We start from the raw sequence: 236 nt of genomic DNA, 5'->3' as shown, positions 1-236 counted from the left end.
CTGATACGCCTGATCAGTCTTTCGTCAGAATCTGCATGAACAAATACCTTCAGATCAAATTCTTTGAGTAATTCTTTATTGGTAAGAACCAGAATTGCCTCTACTACGAATACGTTTTTAGGTTCTACAGTCACATGATCTCCTGTTCTGGAATGCGTTACAAAGCTGTAAATGGGCTGTTCAATCGACTCATTATTTTTTAAAGCTTTAACGTGTTTTATCAGTAATTCAAAATC

1 pseudogene is annotated in these 236 nt (G+C 35.6%); it reads right to left on the bottom strand.

Annotated features, from left to right (window positions below):
- A pseudogene (locus SB679_RS26280) lies at nucleotides 1–236 on the bottom strand (uridine kinase); the annotation flags it as partial.

The organism is Chryseobacterium sp. SIMBA_029 (genome assembly GCF_046535275.1).
GTDB lineage: Bacteria > Bacteroidota > Bacteroidia > Flavobacteriales > Weeksellaceae > Chryseobacterium.
Note: the sequence above shows the minus strand (reverse complement) of the source record. Positions and strands in the feature narration are given on the sequence as shown.